The following is a 2,822-nucleotide window of genomic DNA, read 5'->3' on the forward strand; positions in this document are numbered from 1 at the left end:
CAGGTAATGATTCAGAATTACCAATGCTTTCAAGCTTCTTTGCCTTCGCCGATTCGGACATGATGAAACCTCATTTCCGCCACTTTTACTTCACTAAATTATCGGTAAAAGCTGTCTCGAACTTGCCTGGCACATAGGGCTTTGAGATCAGGATAGGTATCGCTATAATAACGGGGGGCAACAACTGAAGAGATATCATCCAGCTCCGCGTAAATACTTGTATCTAAACCAAACGGATCGTCAGAAATTGGGTCTGCGTCAGAAGCCTGCGCCGAATTCAGCGTAATGACTGCCATCGATAACAAAACCAAAGATCGCAATGACTTGAAAAGTGAAAGACTCTTCATAATGTAACTTCTCCTGGTTCAATAGCCCTTGCCGGGAATCGGAATTCAGCTATGTAGTCTATTTAACAAATCCTATTCAAACTTGCATTGATGAGAATCCGATTGTTTACCGGCTCAAGCTTTCAGATTGATCACAGAGTGAAACAATTCAACGCGTAGGTGCAGTTTGAGATTCGGCCTGAAATTCTGAGCAAAAGAATGGGATAAAATCCAGTGCACACAGCCTGTTCAATAAAGTTACTTCAAATCTTGCATCATCATGCCATATATCGTACTAGAGGCAAACACTCGCTGCCTTAAGGGCACGAGAAACGACTGAGCAAAGGATTTGTAAATGCTAATTAATTACTTCAGGATTCTACTAGGCGCACAATTTGTTATCTGGGCGTTCGGATGTGATGGGCCCAGGACCGCCAATTCTTCTGACTTTAAATTTTTTGAAAACTCCATACGTCGGGATCCTGATCCGGAAAGCTCTTCCAAGGTTGTGAAGCTGGAAGTAGGGTGCACAGCTTTTTTTGTCGAAAATATGTCCGGAAAGGCGATTCTGGCAACCGCTGCACATTGTTTCAGATTGTCAGCTTCGGGCAGTGAAGAAGCTTGGTGTGCCGCGTCAGGAAGCTTTATAGACAACAACGGAGACAAGGGGACGTGCAAGCGAATCATTGCAGGCGACCCCAATAGAGACATTATGTTTTTTGAAGCCAACTACTCGAAGCCCATCAGGGTTGAACAAACATTTCGCCTTGCCACTTATGACCCAAGTAAAAATACCCGACTGAACATGCTTGGCTATCCGGCTGACAGAATACGCAATGGGAAAATTACTCTGACGGAAAACTGCTGGATAGTAGAAGAAGGAATTTTTCCTCCAGCATATGATCAATTTGGCTTTCAGGACCCCACATACATGCACAACTGTTCGACCTATGGTGGAAACAGTGGTGGGCCCATCTATGTTGAGGGCTCCCGTGATGTCATTGGTATGCCATCTGAATATTCTCCCGGTGACTATAGCTTTATGCCTTCCGATTTTGGTGTCCGAATGAATGCTATCTCAGACTTTGTGGCGCATAAAAAGGACATGCTTGAGGCGGAAGGCATCGCATTCAGTACCGTTCAGCCCATCGCAGGGCCAACCGAGCTGCCTGTTAGCCTCAGCGAAAGTGAAGAAGCTTTCGTCAACACCTGCTCAGCACCAGATGCCTTGACGGAAGAACAGCGAAAGACCCTGAATGCTTTGAAATCGGGTGTTTCAACTGAAGATTGCTCCCTGGCGGCGTATCGCCTCAGTCGTGCTTCTGAGTTGAACCTGGTCGACAAGGATTTGACGGATCTTGGTCTTTTTAATGAACCGATCTTCGAAAATAGCAAAGTTGCGGGTCTGTTCCTTCAAGGCAACAGGCTTGGAAACCTCGATGTCATCAATGGGTTTAAAAATTTACGTTACCTGGAACTTTCCTCTTCAGGGGTTACGAGGCTTTCATGGATTGGCAATCTTCCAAAATTGAAATTTTTGAATCTGGATGGGAACGGAATTACTGACCTCAAGAATTTTTTCGGGGACGCTTCTTCCTCATCTGTGGTTGAGATTCGTCTGAATGGGAACTCTATTACCGATGTTTCCTATCTGAAATCTTTCAATGGACTGCTTTCTCTCTCCATCTCCAACAACCGCAAGGATCCACAGACCCTCATCCGCTCCATAGGGAAATTGCCTCCCTTACATACTCTGACACTTAGATCGAATGCAATTAAGTCTCTCGATGGCTTTGAAACAGCAAAAGTTTATAATGTATTGGATCTTAGTTACAATGAAATAGAGTCTATTTCTGAATTGTCCAAACTGGAGCACGCCTCCCAAATAGCACACCTTAGATTGTCAGCCAACAAAATCACAGACGTGTCTTCGCTGAGTTCGCTGATCGGCCTGGAGACACTCGACCTCGCGTTTAACCGCATTAGCAACCTCTCCCCCTTGGCCAGTCTTAAAAACCTTAGCTATGTCCTGTTGGGAGGAGGTTCGGAATTTGAGTTTGGAAGAAACTGCCCATTTGTGAACACATCGGTTTGCCGATGGTTGGGAGCCGCCGGCTGATCGATGTCTCCTTCTCTCCCCTATGGGTTGTGTTGCGCCTGGGTAAGTCCGTGGTATTCTCCGGGAAACCTTCGGAGGGCGGCTCATGCTTTTTGACACCAAAGGACACGTCTTCGAACGTCAGATCATCATGCTTCATGTCCGCTGGTAGCCGGCTTCTGGAGGCTTCTGTTGCGTTTGCAAACCTGAGCAGGAAAATTTCTGGATTCGCGAGCAGTCATGCAGCGACGGAATAGAAGAGGATCTGTTGCAAAAAACCTCTGGTGTTTTGACCAGGGACTCGTCATAGTTTCGGGTTCACCGTATCCAGGGAGTGGTTATGGCGCTGAGCTTCAAAGGACGGCATTTCCAAAAGTCGATTATCCTGACCTCCATCC

At 46.2% G+C, this 2,822-nt stretch carries 1 protein-coding gene; it reads left to right on the forward strand.

All coding sequences use genetic code 11. From position 1 onward, the window contains the following. Positions 1–681 precede the first annotated feature (681 nt). Positions 682–2,445: a leucine-rich repeat domain-containing protein gene (locus VE954_RS21755; RefSeq protein ID WP_324956698.1), complete on the forward strand. Its 1,764-nt coding sequence runs from the start codon at positions 682–684 to the stop codon at positions 2,443–2,445. Positions 2,446–2,822 lie beyond the last annotated feature (377 nt).

Source organism: Oligoflexus sp. (assembly GCF_035638955.1).
In the GTDB taxonomy this organism is placed as follows: domain Bacteria; phylum Bdellovibrionota_B; class Oligoflexia; order Oligoflexales; family Oligoflexaceae; genus Oligoflexus.

What these genes read in the sequence shown, in the direction of transcription:
- VE954_RS21755 (WP_324956698.1), top strand. Translation starts at nt 682, where the DNA reads ATGCTAATTAATTACTTCAGGATTCTACTAGGCGCACAATTTGTTATC.